Origin of the sequence: Streptomyces sp. NPDC048191 (assembly GCF_040652655.1) — a bacterium.
Classification (GTDB): domain Bacteria; phylum Actinomycetota; class Actinomycetes; order Streptomycetales; family Streptomycetaceae; genus Streptomyces.
Genome location: NZ_JBEZMO010000034.1, coordinates 1 through 13713 on the forward strand (window position 1 = coordinate 1; position 13713 = coordinate 13713).

Below are 13713 nucleotides of genomic sequence, written 5' to 3' on the forward strand. Positions count from 1 at the left end.
GGGGGGGTGTTCTTTAGTTTTTTTGTTGGGCTTTTGTGGGTTGGTGGGGTTGGGCGGCGCCCCCCCCGGGGCGCCCGCGCGGAGCCGAACGGAGCCGACGTCGCGTCAGGCGCAGTCTTCTCCACAGCAGTGTGACGGCGACGGCGCCCGCCAGGCAGGGGTTTCATCCCGGGCCGGCCCAGCTCCGGGGGGCAGTCCGGTCGCGTCGGAGTGTCCTTGGTCAGCAGCCCGGCCAGTCCGATGCTGGTGCCGAGCATGAACATCACGGTCGCGGCGGGCCGGGCCTACCGCTTGTCTTCCTTGACTGCTCAGGCCGTCGTGAGCCGGGCAAGGCGTCGAGCACTCCGTGAGTCGACTCGCGCCTGGGGCGTAGCTGGGACAGTCGGCCCGGATGCGGTCGTCCGTCAGGTGGGTGGTGCCGCGGTCGACGTGCGTGGCGATTGTCGCGACAGCGGGCGCAAGGCCCGCGTACCTCGTTCCGAGCGGCTCTCGTGCGCGGGGTGGGTTCGTCATCACGGCGCTGTTCTTCATTGGTCGATCAGGGCGATGCCGTGGTCGCCGTATCGGGCCCCTTGGGCCCCGGTGTCGGGGACGGTGGCGTCGATGTCGCCGAGGTCGGTGGCGGTCAGGTGCAGGTCGAGGGCGGCCAGGTTGTCGCGCAGGTGGGGGCGGCGGGAGCTGCCGGGGATGGGGACGACGTCGCTGCCACGCCGCGAGCAGCAGGACGCCGGCTCCTCCGTCACTTTGCCAGGGACGCGCGGAGGAACGCGAGGATCTCCGCCTGGGCGGCCTCGGCCTGTGGTTCCACGCCGGGCATGGCGAGGAACGCGTGCTTTGCTCCCGGGTATTCGGAAAGCCGCACGAGGGTTCCCGCCTCGCGCAGCTGCTCGGCGTAGCGGCGGCCGTGGTCGGCGATCGCGTCCTGGGTGGGCACCACTACGAGCGCCGGGGCGAGCCCGCCCAGGTCGTCCGCATACAGCGGCGAGACCGCGCGGGCGTCGGCTCCCGGCGGGACGGACAGCCGCTGGAAGAGCCGGAGTTGAGGCAGGGCCCGGGGCGGGCTGTATGCGTATTCGGCGATCGAGGGGTAGTCGAACATCGTCTCGGTCACTTCGACTGCGGGGTTGACCAGCACCTGCGCCTTGAGCTCCAGGCCGGCCTCCCTGGCCCGGATGGCCGTCAGCGCGCTGATCAGGGCGCCGCAGCTCTCGCCGAAGACGGCCGTGCGCGCCGGGTCGACACCCCACTGGGCGGCGTGCCGCATCACGTGCTGGAGCACGTCCCAGGCATCGTCGGCGGCGTTCGCGAGTGGGCTGTCGGGGGTGAGGAGGCGGTGCTCGACCGAGATGACGAGGGCGGGCAGCCTTGCGGCGAGGTGGCTGTTGGTCCAGTCGCACTGCACCGCCGTGCCCACGAAGCCGCCTCCGTGGACATGCACCACGAGTGGCAGGTCGGGTCGGGCTGCGGCTTCGTCGTCTCCGCTCCGGGCCGGCCGGTAGACCCGGACCGGTAGGTCGCGGCCGGGCAGGGCGAGCTCCTGCCAGACGATCGCGGCTCCGGTGTCCGGCTCTCCGAGGATCGTCCGCGCCGCGCCGGAGGCCCGGAAGCGGTTCTCCGCGTCGCGGTAGGCGCGCAGTTCCTCGGTCGTTATCACCGAAAAGTCGGGCTCGGGCGGTCGTGGCGCGCTAGTCGTCTCGCTCATGTGTCCTACTCCCCTCCCGGCCGGATGCCGGGTGTCGTTGTGGCCGGACAGTGCGTTGCCCTCATTATGCACGCAGTGCGTGCATCAACAAGTGCATAGGCTAGGCTGAGTCCCGGACGAGAGGGGCGAGATGACTGGCCGAAGGCGATGGTCGACCGAGGAGATCCTGGACAGGGCGGTGGAACTGCTGCGCACGAGCGACGCCGAGTCGTTCAGCGTGCGAAAACTCGCCGCAGCGCTCGGGACCGACTCCTCCAGCCTCTACCGGCACTTCCGCAACAAGACCGAACTGCTGCGCGCGGTTGCCGACCGGATCCTGCTGACCGCCATGGACGGCTACCGCCCTGAGGGCAACTGGAAGCAGCGCATCACCTCCCTGGCTCTGCGCCTGCGCGAGGCCTTCGGCGAGCAACCCCAACTCGCCTCGGTGTGGGGACGCTATGGGTCCGGCGGCACCGGATCCCGACTGGTCATGGAGGAACTGCTGCAGGCCCTGCGCGCGTCCGGCCTGCCCGACAAGGAGGTCCCGGTGCGATACCACCGCATCGTGATCCTCCTCGCCGCGCTGATCGCCTCCGAGGCCGGTATCAGCACCATCACCCCCGAGGAGTACGAACAGGGCATGGAGCAGTTCCGTGTCGCGGTGCTCGGCGCCGACCCCGAACGCTTCCCCGCCCTGGCCCACTTCGCCCGCGACATCCGTCCCCTCGGAGCAGATCGCCGCACCGCATTCGAAGAGATCCTCGCCGCCCAACTCGCCCACATCGAGACCCAGATCCCCTGACGCGCCGATCAGGCGTGCGATGCGGTCGGGGCGCGCCACTGCCGCAGGCTCGCTGCCCGAGGCCGGGTGCACGAGCAGCGGCCGACGGGGTCGATGCGGTCGTACCGCCTTCACTCGCTGGGCGATGTACGTCACCGCCGGCATTGGGCTCTCCCCGGCGTCTCCCGGGAACCGGGCCACCCCTCGAAGAGCTTCAGCAATAGTGCGAACCTCAACCGGTTCGCACCCCACTTGTTCCGCAGGCGCTCCTGGTCCTCCACAAGGGCCTGCCGTCGAAGACGAGGCGCGGTAGGAGGTCGTCAGGGATGACTACTCGGACTTCGCATCGGCGGCGGACGACGTCGTTGCGTGGTCGGCGATGCGGGCACGGACGATGCCCCATCCGACGAGCGCCGCGGCTACGACCGTCAGTACGAGGCCGGCACACGTGACCGCCTCGTGGAAGTCCGCGGTCTGGTGGGCGGTCCAGCTCGAGGTGGCGATGTCGCCGGTGAAGAACGCTGCGAGGATGGTGCCGCTGACCGCGACGCCGATTCCGGTGGTGACTTCGCCGGCGGTGTCGACCAGCGCCGCGCCGACCGTCGTGCGGTTCTGCGGGACGCCACGCATCACGTTCGTCCCGGCGACGACACCGACCACGCGCATGCCGACAGCGCTGAGCACGAGTGCGAGGGCGACCCACAGGTACCCGAAGCGGCTGAGCAGCCCGTAGGCAGCCAGTCCACACACAACCGCTCCGGCGCTGAGCCAGGCGGCCTTGTCGAGACCGACGCGCTTGACGACCGGACCGATGACAGCACCGCCGGCGATGAGAACGACGACCTGCGGCAGCATCCCGAGGGCCGCTTGCGCCGGCGTCCACCCCCAGTCGAGCTGCAGTTGCAGCGTCACCAGGTAGCCGAGGCCGGCGGTGGCCAGTCCGGCCGCCCCCTTGAACGCCAGGCCGCTCGAGACAAGGGGGTGAGCAATGAGCTTGGTGTCGAGGAGCGGGTGGCGGGTCGAGCGCTCGCGGACCACGAAGAGGATCCCCGTCACGATGGCTGCCGCCGTGGTCAGCCACGGGAGATACGACTCGGTGCCCGCCTCGACGAACAGCGTCGGGGCGACCAGCGCCAGCACGATCGTCGCGGTGCCGAGCAGCGCACCCGCGGCATCGATGGGATCGCGGTGCAGGTCGTCCGCCCGGTCAACGGGGATGCCGCGTCGAATGCCGATGAACGCGAGCGCGGCGATCGGCACGTTCACCAGCAGCAAGGCCTGCCACGGGGTGAAGGCGAGTACAAAACCACCTGCCGTGGGCCCGACCGCGAGCCCGATCAGGCCCACCGTCGATATGAGTGTGGTCGCACGGACGCGGAGCCCGTCGTCATCGAAGAGGCGGAACGCCAGGGCGAGTGAGCCCGGCGTCGTCATCGCGGCCGCTATGCCCATGGCCGACCGGACGAGGATGAGCTGCTCCGCCGTGGTGACGAACACGGTGGTCAGACTCGTGACACCGAGCAGTACCAGCCCGACCAGCATGATCTTGCGTCGGCCGACCCGGTCGGCCAGCGCGCCGAGGGCCAACATGAGGCCGCCGAACACGACGGCATACGCGCTGGTGACCCACTGCAGCGCGGTCGCCGAGGCGGACAGCTCGCGCCCGATGGTGGGGAGTGCGACGTAGAGGATCGAGTTGTCGAGCATCTCGAACAGGAACACGGCCGAAAGGCCGGCGATGGCCGCCCATGCCTCTTGGAGGGACCGTGGCGAGCGAGGAGGTTTGGTCGGTGTATCGAGATTCTCGACAACTTCACGGTGACGACGGGGATTCACTGCACACTCCTTCGATGTGAAGAAGTGGCGGCTCGTCAGACACCGCGTGTGCCCGTGAGTCAGCGACGGACTCACGATTTTACTTCCGATGGCCCCAGGCTAACACGCGCGTTGCCGCGCCCTGGGTGCCGGCCGACGACGCGACCGGGGACGCGGCCGGCCTCGCACGGCCCTTTGGGGCGAGCGCACACGCCGGGGGATCGCGGTCGCCGACAGGAGACGTCCCCATGACGGCCCGTGCACGTATGGTCCAGCTGGCTGCCGTCAACTTCCCTAGCAGACAGGGGATTTGAACCCACGGTGACTCGCGCCACGACGGCTTTCCACGTCTGGTGCGGCGCGCGGTTCGGCGACGCAACCCCCACGCTCTGAACCGGCCGTTCACGAAGGCGCCGACGCTGAGCGACAGCGCGATCAACAAGGTCGACGGCACGACGTGCTGGCGTTGCCTTCGGGACGGCCTACCCCTGTACTACGCCGTACGCCTCGGCCCAGGCACGTTTGAGGTCGGATTCGCTCCAGTGCCCGAAGGTGTAGGCGGGCGAATCCACCGGCAGCGCCCGTTGCACCCGGATCAGCACCGCCTCGTGACAGGGATAGGAGGGGCCGTGCGTGTCCAGCACCCACTGGCGGGACCAGGTGTACACGGGGTCGCCCTCACCACGGAGCTCAGCGGTTCCCTTGAACCGGAAGCCACGTCGGAGGAGAAAGTCGATCACATTCACCTCGAGGCGGGGATCCCGCCTGAGGTTCGCCGCCGTCGCGGGCGAGGCCATGTTCATGAACACCAGGTGGTCGTCGTCGTAGACACGCAGGGACCCCTTGGGCGACAGGTTCGGGGAGCCGTCCTCGCAGACGGTCGCCACGAACGCGAGCTTCGCGCTGTCGATGATCCCGCGCATGTCCGGTGTAATGATTCCCATCATGTACCTCGCCTGAGGGTGACCCACTGTTGACGGCCGAGCTTCGATGCCGCACCAGTGTCAGCGCGGTTCCCGCGGTGCGCATGGACGACGGGCGGCCGTGTCCGTCGAATGGCCGCCGGTTCAAGGCCTTCCGCAACGACCTGAAGACGCCCGACTGGGTGACGGCAGCGTCGTTTTGAAGAACAGGAGACGCGTGGGAACGGCCCGCGTCGCCGTGACCCGGCTGACGACGCAGTGGCAGGACCGAACGCCGCAGCTGTGGGCGGGTCAGCCCTCTTCCTCCTCCAGACCGGCCACGTCTCCAATGGCGACGCGGAGGTCGTGCATGCCCTGCAGGATGTCGATGAGGGCTTCCTCCGCCCCGCCCAGAGCCCGTCGGGTTCCCTCGACGTCACCGTTCTCCGCATGCACCTGGGCGCTGAGCGCATACACCGCCGTCATGGCGGCGGCGAAGGAAGCCTCCCGGCCCGGTGGGAGTTCCTCCGCGTCGGGCGCGACCTGCATCGCGGTGCGGTGCAGCCGGTTCGTGAGGACGTTGACCGCAAGACCCGGGTCAGGCCCGACCTGCTCCGACCAGCCGAGCATGGTGTCGAGGACGTCCTCGATCTCCTCTTCCTCCGTCAGACGCGTCGCGGCGGTGATTTCCAGCTCTGTCTTCGCCAGCAGGCACCCCAGCAGATGCAGCCGGTTCTCTTCCTGCGGCCCTTCGGGCGGGGCCTCTGGATCAGCGACCGGCTGAGCGCCGAGAGCGACCAACGCGGCATTGACCTGTTCAGCAGTCACCGGACGCTCGCTACTGATGCTCACCCCTTCAGTTTCAACCCGAAAGGGGCCGACCGCCGCCCGCACACACCGACGGGTTCCAAAAAGCGGGCCGAACAGCGCCTCGCGAGCAGCAGCCAGGTCGCCGGCAGGAGCACGCCGGTCAGGTCGACAGCCGTACGCGGGCGGATCCCGGGTGGTTCGCCCGGTCAGTGGACGTCCCCGCGGTCGAGGTCGCTCAGCAGTCGTTCCACGTCCGTCATGAGCGAGCCGTAGACGTGCCAGGCGCCTGGCTTGGTGAGCCTGCCCTGACCGATCATGTCGGTCATCGCATGGTGCCAGGTGAGCGTCCCGTCGATCGCTCTGCGCAGCCGCTCCCGGGGAGATGTGTTCGCGGTGTCCGCCACCGGGCGGGCCTGGACGAATCCCTGTACGGCTGCCGCGGCCAGTTGCAGGGCCTCGGCGTACCGGTCGAGGAACTGTTGCCCCAGATGGTGATCGGCGTGGTCGTCGTGGGCGCTGTCGGTGAGGGTGCGCGCGATTCCACGAACCTGGATCGACACGCCGCGCAGGACCTGGAAGGCGTCGGCATCGGTGTAGGTCATGTCCTTGCGCCGTGTGTGCGCGACGCAGCGCGTGTTCCAGCGCAGGCTCTCATCGGCCTGCTGTACCTGTTCCTCCGCTTGGGTGAGGCGCTTGTCCAGGTTGCGGGCCTGGTGCAGCCAGGCGTGCGCGTCCGAGGTCAGCTGTCGTCGGGCGAGGCCGGCACCCATGTCCTGCAGCAGCGCTCCCAGTGCGTGGGCGAGGTCGCGTACCGCGGAACCGGATTCGTTCAGATACAGGGGAGGCAGGACCAGGGCGTTCACCGCGATGCCCGCGGCCGCGCCGGTGAGTGTCTGCAGGACGGGGGACAGGAGATGGCCCATGGGGTCGGTCGCGGTGGCGGTCAATGCGATCACCGCCGTCGCGGCGACCTGGAGACGGTCGTCGGTGGTGCGGCGGGGGCCGGCCAGGACCGCGATGACGGCAATGACTGCGACGGCACCCATGGTCGGTCCGAGGAGTCTGGTGGTCGCGAGGGCGAGCACCAGGCTGGCGATCCTTGTCGCCACGCTTTGCGCTGATTTCCTTACGGACTGGTACACCGTGGAGGCGTTGACCATGAGTACGGCTGTGGCGACCGCCAGGTAGGGCTGGTTCCCGGGGGCCCATGGAGCAACGACGGCCCAGGTCAGTAGGGCCGCGATGACGGTCTTGACGCCGTGCACCACATGGTCGGCCGGTTTGATGATCCGGCGGGTGAGCGTACGCAGCAGTTCCCTGACGGCCGCCGCCGTACGCCCCAAGGGGATGGTTGAATCTTGCACGACATGGATGGTGGCACTGTTTGCCCTTTTTGGCCGTGATGTCGGCCACTCTCACCCGCGGACACCGCTGAGTCTCGGGTGTGTGCGGTGCCGCGGCGGTCCCGCCCCGTGCGAGTGACCTGTTTCACCGCAGTAGTTTATTGTTCAACCAACTGGAGGGGCGTAGCTTCCATGGCGCAGGAGCAACGGCGGTTCCACGCAAGGAGGAAAGACAATGAAGAAGATCATGTGGCGCATTTCTCGTGCAGGCATTTCCGCTGTACTCGTGGGAGGTGCCCTCCTGGCCGCCGGCGGCTCCGCGACTGCGGCCACCTCTCAGGCGGACGCGCGGGTCGCGCACCACCACCCTGACCCGTGGGTCGCGGGGCAGCTGGCGATGTTCGACCCTTGGATCACCGACCAGCTGGCGATGTTCGACCCCTGGATCAGCGACCAGCTGGCCATGTTCGCGCCCTCCGGCAGTCACGTTCGGTGAGACCCGGCGAACGCCTGGACCGCGGCACCCATGCGTGGGCGAATCCACCGGCCGACCGAAGCGCTCGGTGTCAGCGGGTGCGCTCGACCGGCAGTTCCATGTGGAGTTCGTAGCCGCCCTCGGCGGTGGAGCCGGATGTGACGGTGCCGCCGAGCAGCTGGGCCCGCTGGGCCAGACCGACCAGGCCGTGGTGGGCGCTCGGCAGGGACAGTGCGCGCCGGGTGGGGGCGGTGTTGGTGACAGTGGTGCACAGGGAGTCGCCACGGTGTGTGATGCGCACGGTCGCCATGGCACCGGGGGCATGCTTGCGGACGTTCGTGAGCGCCTCCTGCACCGTGCGGTAGACGGCGCGCTGCACCGTAGGCGGGATGTCGTCGGACAGATCGGTTTCCAGTTCCGCCTCGATACCGCTGGCGTCGACCAGGCGTTTCAGGTCGGCGAGGGAAGGCTGCGGGGTGAGCTCGGTGGGGCTGGTGCCGGAGGCGCGCAGGACGCTGACCATGTGCCGCAGTTCGTCCAGGGTCTGCACGCTCAGTCGGCGGATCGTGGCCGCGGCCTGCCTCGTCTCGGGGTCCCCGCTGCCGACCTGGAGGGCTCCGGCCTGTACGGCGATGAGGCTGACCTGGTGGGAGACCACGTCGTGCATCTCCCGGGCGAGCTGGGCGCGTTCCTTGGCGAGAACGCTCTGTGCGGTCAGCATCCGTTCGTTCTCGCGGGCCTCGCAGATGTCGGCGAGGCGCAGGGAGAGTTCACGCCGGGCCTGGACGAGCTGGCCCAGGAAGACGGGGGCGGCGGCGGTGGCGAGCGTGTAGCTGAGGTGGAAGAGGTTGTTCGTCTGGGACAGTTCGGTGGCGTCCAGGGACGACCACGGCCAGGGCAAGTAGTCGATGACCGCGTAGGCGAGGGCACAGCCGGCCAGCAGGCCGCGGTGGCGGTTGAGCGAGGAGAGCGTGTACAGAGCGGCCATGGGAGCGAGAACCGCGTCGGTCACCAGGGCCGTGGGGAGCGTGAGGACGAACGTCGTCAGGGGCAGGCGGCGGCGCACGGTCAGGGCGAGCGCCCCGAGCAGCGCGCAGCCGGCAGCCGGTTGGTCCGCGATGCCGGTGTGGGCCCACGCGTCGACCAGCGCCAACCCGACGAGGGCGAGGTCGAGCCGCAGATCCGACGAGGGTCGCGGGCTCACCGAGCGCCCTCGCCCGGCTCTGGGGAAAGCAGGCCCGCGCGCTCCGCGATCAGGGCTGCCTGGACCCGGCTGCTGACCCGCAGTTTGCCGAGCACGTTGGTGACATGACCTTTGACGGTGCCCGTGCTCAGGTGCAGCCTCTCGCCGATGTCCGTGTTGGCGAGACCCTCCGCCATGAGCGCGAGAACAGCGCGTTCGCGTTCGGTCAGGCGACCGGTGAGGCGGATCGCTGTGGGCTCGCGCACGCCGTGGTCGAGATAGCCGTCCACCACCCGTCGAGTGACCTTGGACGACAGCACGGTCCCTCCATGGGCCAGGGTGCGCACCAGGTGGGGAAGCTCCTCGGGGTCGGTGTCCTTGAGCAGGAACCCGGCCGCGCCCGAGCGCAGTGCCGTCGCCACGTATTCGTCGGCGTCGAACGTGGTGAGCATGGCGACCACCGGGGGCTGTGGCATGCGGCGCAGATCGGTCAGGATGGTGAGCCCGTCCACGTCCGGCATCCGGATGTCGAGCAGCACGACGTCGGGCCCCGTCTCCCGCACCGCGCGGATGGCCCGGCCACCGGGTACCGCCCTGACGACGTCGATGTCGTCCGCCGCGTCGAGGATGTGCGTGAGTCCCGTGCGGATCAAAGCTTCGTCATCGACCACCAGTACCCGGATCACGTGCGCTCCGCTCGTCGCCTGCCGCCGTGCGATGCCTAGCCCCGCAGGAGCCCGCTGCGGGGGACCGGCACGCGATACCAGCCGTTCGGCGGCGTGACCTCAGCCGGTCGGCAGAAGCCGGGTGGCGGGGGTGGCTCCGACCGGGTGGCGGGGGGACTTCGGAAAGCTGTCCGGGTGGTTGGGACGGGATCGCGGTGAACCGATGGAGCATGGCTCGCAATGCACTCTCGGTCCAGACGGCGCCAGTGTCACCGTCGACTCGGCGTGCCCGCGTCCCAGCCCCCTCCTCCGTCCCGGGCGGCGCGGCCCCGACGGGGCGGCTGGTCGGTATCGACCTGGCCCGCGGACTCGCGGTCTTCGGCATGTTCTCGGTCCACGTCGGGCCCGATGTGACCGTCGGAGGCCCGCTGGGATTCCTGCTGGAGACCGCGCGTGGCCGCTCCTCCGCCCTCTTCGCCCTGCTCGCCGGCTTCTCGCTGGTCATCATCACCGGCCGACCACAGCCGCGTACCGGGCGCGCAGGCCGTCAGGCCGTGGCCAGGATCGTCATCCGCGCCGTCGTCCTGCTGGTCCTCGGCTACGCGCTGACGGCCCTGGACACCGATGTCGACGTGATCCTCAGCTTCTACGGGGTGCTCTTCCTGGCCGTTCTCCCGCTGTACCGGTTGCGGGCCGGCCCGCTCGCGTGCATCGCCGCCACGGCCGCGCTCGTCCTTCCCCAGGTCCTGTACGTGAGCAGAGCGGCCATCGAGGACGGCAGCTGGGCGGACGCCGTCACCGCCCATGACCCGCTGGCCCGGGTCAGCGGCACGGACGGTGTCACCGAACTGTTGTTCACCGGCGCGTACCCGGTGCTCACCTGGATCCCGTTCCTGATCGCGGGCATGGCCGTGGCCCGGCTGGACCTTGCCCGCCCGGGCGTCAAGTCCATGCTGGCGCTCACCGGCGGGGCACTCGCCCTGCTGGGCTACGGCGGCTCCTGGCTAGCCCTGCGTTTGGTACCGCACGCCCTGTCCACCGTCGCCGCTGCCACGCACGGCCCGGCAGCGTCCGCGTGGTGGTCCGACACAGCCGGTGATCCCCCGGGGCACCCCCCGCTCGCCTGGCTGCTGGTGGCCGCACCGCACAGCCAGACCACCTTCTCCATCGTCGGCAACACCGGCGTCGCCGTGGCCGTGGTCACCGCGTGCCTGACCGTCGCCGAACGGATGCCGCGCCTGACCCGCCTGGCCACGCCCCTTGCCGCGGTCGGCACGACGGCGCTGACCGCGTACGTCCTGCACATCCTCGCGCTGTGGTTCTTCAGCGACGTCTGGTACGTGGCCGCGGTCGACAGCGACGCCCTCTCCGCGCTGACGGTGCTGGTCAGCTTCATCGTGGCCACCGTGCTCCTGTCGATGATGTGGACCCGGCTGTTCGGGCGCGGTCCCCTGGAACAGCTTCTCCACATCGCCACCCGACCGGCACGGAACATCAGATGAGCCGACCCCGTGTGCGTCCCGCCCGAGGTGCCACTGGTGCTCCCATCACCTTCACAGGGCGCGGGGGCCGTGCAGCCTGCTCTCACCGCCTTCGTCGAGCCGTTCAACGAGGAGCATCGCCGCATCGTCCGCCAGGTAGCCGTGGGTGTGCCGGATCAGTTCCTGGTGCAACTGCTCCAGGAACTCTGACGGGGAACAGGTGTGCACCGATTCCGTGGTCTTGGGCAGGGGGAAGAAGTCGCCGTCGGGGCTGCGGGCCTCGATCACGCCGTCGGTGTGCAGCAGGAGACGGTCTCCGGGAGTGAAGGGGTAGCTCTCTGCTGCGGCAGGCGGAACGGTGATGAAGTCTTCCAGGCCCAGGGGCGGCATGGGGCAGGCGGGAAGGAGGGCCTTCACCTTGCCCCGGCGGAGCACCAGCGGGGGCGGATGGCCGCGGTTGACGACCTCGACCACGTAGGCGTCCGACACCTGAGCCACGAGCGCGGTGACGAAATCCTCGGCCGGATTGTCCTCCTCGGCCTGATGAACCGCGCTGAGCGCCGCCCGTTCGCGTTCCAGCGCTGCCGCGCAGTGGTCGACCACCTCCGCCAGGTCCTCGTCGTAGTGCGCGGCCTCCCGGAACGCACCCAGCACGGCTGCGGCCAGGCGTACGGCGGGCAGGCCCTTGCCCCGGACGTCTCCCACGATCATCCGGACGCCGTACCGGGTGTGCACCGCCTCGTACAGATCGCCGCCGATCTGCGCACCCGTCTCTGCCGCGAGGTACTTGCAGGCCATCTGGACGGGCCCGAGCCGGGGCGGCACAGGCCGCAGCAGAACCCGTTGTGCTGCCTCGGCGACCCGGCGAACCTGGTTGAGCTCGCTCTGCCTGCGGGTACGCACCGCACTGCTCATCGTGACACTGGCCGCGGACACCACGAGGAGGGAGATGAGGTTGCTGTACACCTGGCCTCCCCAGCTGTGGTGGAGCGTGGCCGTGATGACGGTGACGGCGAAGGCCCCGGCCGCTGCTGAAAGGGGGCCCTTGGGGCCCATCGTCAGCGAGGCCAGTGCCGGCATGGCGGCAAGGAGCGGACCGGTGACCAGCGCGTGCGCAGGTGAAAGCTCGATCCCCAGCGCGAGCAGTATGATCACGAATGGCACACACTGCGTGAGTCTGAAGAGGAACCGGCTGTGACCGCCCGCCGCTGATGGTCCGGCTGGGCGGATGAGCGACCGCATGACTACAGCCTGCCTCCCCGGTGTTGGGTGTTCCACCCGACGCCGTCTGGAGCGCTCGGGAACGGCAGGCGGCCGCTGATTCCTGCCGGTATCCCCGGCAGCGTCGGACAGCCACGGTCGGTCACCCCGGCCACCGGGTAACAGACACACCGGCAGCGTCGCGACGAGCGCCGCGATCATGGTCCCGACGGACGCCATGGCGAGGGCGTGGCCAGCTGGATGGGCCCGGCCGGCGGTCATAAGGCCGAAGACGGCGAAGAACACGGCGCCGATCACCGCGACACCGGGCGTGGCGCCGATCTGCCGGACCGTCGACAGCACGCCGGAGGCGACGCCTGCGTCGCCGGGTGCGATCCGCGCCAGGGAGACGCCGGGCGGCCAGCCGGATCGTCGCCACGTCGATGCTGACCAGGGGTGATGACGACTCGGCACACGCCCTAGTAGCGCCGCTGCTGTGGCGCCGTCTGCTGCGGGTTCGGCGCTGCTGGTGCAGGTGGGGCCGTCTGCGCGGTGACCATCGACTGTACGAGTGTGGTGAGCACCTGGGCTCGTTGTACCTGGGTCAGTTGGGCGCCTGCGATCAACCGCTCTGCGGCGAGGTACCGGGCGAACTCCAGCGGTTGGTCGAAGTAGGCACGCAGGTGCGTGGCAGCGATGTCCTGGGAATTGACGAATGTTCGGCTGACGCATGCCGCGAGGGCCGCTGATACAGCCCCCAGAGCACCCGCCACCACGCTTCCTGCTGTGGTGGTTGCCTGCATGGCCACCGCCACGAACACGATCAAGAGCAGGAAGCCGCTGATCACGGCCATCTGCGCGTTGCGGAACGACCTGTGGGACTGAGCGGTGGCAATGCCGTGATACAGATCCATCCGGCTGTGGGTCACGGCCCACAACTCGGGCAGCGTGAGCTGCGACGACGCCAGCGGGCGCTCTGCGGCGGGGGAGGGCAACTCCTGGCTGAAGGGCGGCAGTTCCTCTACGTCGGGCAGCTGTGCGGATGCTTCGGCCTCTGGGAGGTTCTCAGGTTGGTTCTGCGCTACACGCAGTGCCTCCTCCAGGTTGCGCTCGGCGGCACGCACACGTTCACGACCCTCGATGATCCCCCTGTCCTCGCGTCGCACATTTGTGTATGCCGCCGTCCCCACAATGATCGCCCCCAGGAAACCGGTGGCAGTGGGTATCAAAGTTGAAGCACTTCGTTCGGACAGTGCGCTGCTGTCCCAATGGCTGGCGAGAGCCAGCAGGGTGAGAGCCAGGACAGCAAGAACCATGCGGAGCGTCCATCTGATCCTGGGGCGCCCACCTGAAGATTCACCGTGCGTCACGGGA

At 69.3% G+C, this 13713-nt stretch carries 13 protein-coding genes; 3 read left to right on the forward strand and 10 right to left on the reverse strand.

The genetic code is table 11. The annotated features are described in order from the left end of the window. Positions 1–527: 527 nt before the first annotated feature. A complete protein-coding gene (locus AB0D93_RS35125) occupies positions 528–743 on the reverse strand; it encodes a hypothetical protein (RefSeq protein ID WP_362128628.1) in 216 nt (71 codons plus the stop codon). After that, the gene (locus tag AB0D93_RS35130; RefSeq protein ID WP_362128631.1) at positions 740–1702 is read right to left on the reverse strand and encodes an alpha/beta hydrolase; all 963 of its coding nucleotides are present in this window, start codon (positions 1700–1702) and stop codon (positions 740–742) included. Before AB0D93_RS35130 ends, AB0D93_RS35125 begins: the two co-directional genes overlap by 4 nt. Before the next feature lie 130 nt (positions 1703–1832). Here AB0D93_RS35130 and AB0D93_RS35135 point away from each other — a divergent pair, with 130 nt between their 5' ends. Then, positions 1833–2486 (forward strand): helix-turn-helix domain-containing protein, encoded by a 654-nt coding sequence (locus tag AB0D93_RS35135; RefSeq protein ID WP_362128634.1) that lies wholly within the window; start codon positions 1833–1835, stop codon positions 2484–2486. 309 nt (positions 2487–2795) lie between these two features. On the opposite strand, the gene AB0D93_RS35140 is transcribed toward AB0D93_RS35135, so the two are convergent. The 4 genes from AB0D93_RS35140 to AB0D93_RS35155 all read right to left on the reverse strand — a co-directional run bounded on the left by AB0D93_RS35140 (position 2796) and on the right by AB0D93_RS35155 (position 7356). Continuing rightward, on the reverse strand, positions 2796–4376 hold the full coding sequence (locus tag AB0D93_RS35140) for an MFS transporter (protein WP_362128637.1): 1581 nt from the start codon (positions 4374–4376) through the stop codon (positions 2796–2798). Between the two features lie 386 nt (positions 4377–4762). Then, entirely contained in the window at positions 4763–5227 is a 465-nt protein-coding gene (locus AB0D93_RS35145) for a pyridoxamine 5'-phosphate oxidase family protein (RefSeq protein WP_362128639.1), read from the reverse strand. 267 nt (positions 5228–5494) lie between these two features. After that, complete coding sequence (locus tag AB0D93_RS35150; RefSeq protein WP_362128641.1) at positions 5495–6034, reverse strand: hypothetical protein; 540 nt, start codon at positions 6032–6034, stop codon at positions 5495–5497. A gap of 164 nt (positions 6035–6198) precedes the next feature. Next, on the reverse strand, positions 6199–7356 hold the full coding sequence (locus AB0D93_RS35155; RefSeq protein ID WP_362128644.1) for an aromatic acid exporter family protein: 1158 nt from the start codon (positions 7354–7356) through the stop codon (positions 6199–6201). A 214-nt stretch (positions 7357–7570) separates the two neighbouring features. Here AB0D93_RS35155 and AB0D93_RS35160 point away from each other — a divergent pair, with 214 nt between their 5' ends. Next, a complete protein-coding gene (locus AB0D93_RS35160; RefSeq protein ID WP_362128647.1) occupies positions 7571–7831 on the forward strand; it encodes a hypothetical protein in 261 nt (86 codons plus the stop codon). 70 nt (positions 7832–7901) lie between these two features. Here AB0D93_RS35160 and AB0D93_RS35165 read toward each other — a convergent pair whose 3' ends face one another. Together AB0D93_RS35165 and AB0D93_RS35170 are read right to left on the reverse strand one after the other, a co-directional pair. Beyond that, complete coding sequence (locus AB0D93_RS35165; protein ID WP_362128650.1) at positions 7902–9014, reverse strand: histidine kinase; 1113 nt, start codon at positions 9012–9014, stop codon at positions 7902–7904. Next, on the reverse strand, positions 9011–9679 hold the full coding sequence (locus tag AB0D93_RS35170) for a response regulator transcription factor (RefSeq protein WP_362128653.1): 669 nt from the start codon (positions 9677–9679) through the stop codon (positions 9011–9013). Before AB0D93_RS35170 ends, AB0D93_RS35165 begins: the two co-directional genes overlap by 4 nt. Positions 9680–9888: 209 nt before the next feature. Here AB0D93_RS35170 and AB0D93_RS35175 point away from each other — a divergent pair, with 209 nt between their 5' ends. After that, positions 9889–11160, forward strand: coding sequence for a DUF418 domain-containing protein (locus AB0D93_RS35175; RefSeq protein ID WP_362128655.1), 1272 nt, complete (start codon positions 9889–9891; stop codon positions 11158–11160). A gap of 51 nt (positions 11161–11211) precedes the next feature. Here AB0D93_RS35175 and AB0D93_RS35180 read toward each other — a convergent pair whose 3' ends face one another. Together AB0D93_RS35180 and AB0D93_RS35185 are read right to left on the reverse strand one after the other, a co-directional pair. Beyond that, on the reverse strand, positions 11212–12294 hold the full coding sequence (locus AB0D93_RS35180; RefSeq protein ID WP_362128658.1) for a PP2C family protein-serine/threonine phosphatase: 1083 nt from the start codon (positions 12292–12294) through the stop codon (positions 11212–11214). Between the two features lie 524 nt (positions 12295–12818). Then, on the reverse strand, positions 12819–13655 hold the full coding sequence (locus tag AB0D93_RS35185) for a hypothetical protein (protein ID WP_362128661.1): 837 nt from the start codon (positions 13653–13655) through the stop codon (positions 12819–12821). Between the last annotated feature and the right edge of the window lie 58 nt (positions 13656–13713).